Consider the following 286-nt stretch of genomic DNA (forward strand, 5'->3'; position numbering starts at 1 on the left):
ACCGTCCTCTTGAAACCGTCTATCCATTTATATTTCTGGATTGTATGTTTTTCAAGGTAAGGGTGAATGGTGCTGTTGACACCCGTGCGATCTATAATATCCTCGGGGTTGATATCGCAGGAAAAAAGGATGTACTTGGGCTTTATAGTTCAGAAAATCAAGGGGCCAAATTCTGGCTTGGAGTTCTCACTGATCTGAAGAAACGCGGTGTGGAAGATATTATGATTGCCTGCATAGACGGCCTGAAAGGTTTCCCCGAAGCGGTTGAGGCTGTATTTCCTAAAAC

At 44.1% G+C, this 286-nt stretch carries 1 protein-coding gene; it reads left to right on the forward strand.

The genetic code is table 11. The features are described 5' to 3' along the window. Positions 1-286, forward strand: a 286-nt coding sequence (locus GNY06_RS15380; protein WP_176589913.1) for a transposase, incomplete at both ends; no start/stop codon positions are given.

The organism is Elizabethkingia argenteiflava, from assembly GCF_009904105.1.
GTDB lineage: Bacteria > Bacteroidota > Bacteroidia > Flavobacteriales > Weeksellaceae > Elizabethkingia > Elizabethkingia argenteiflava.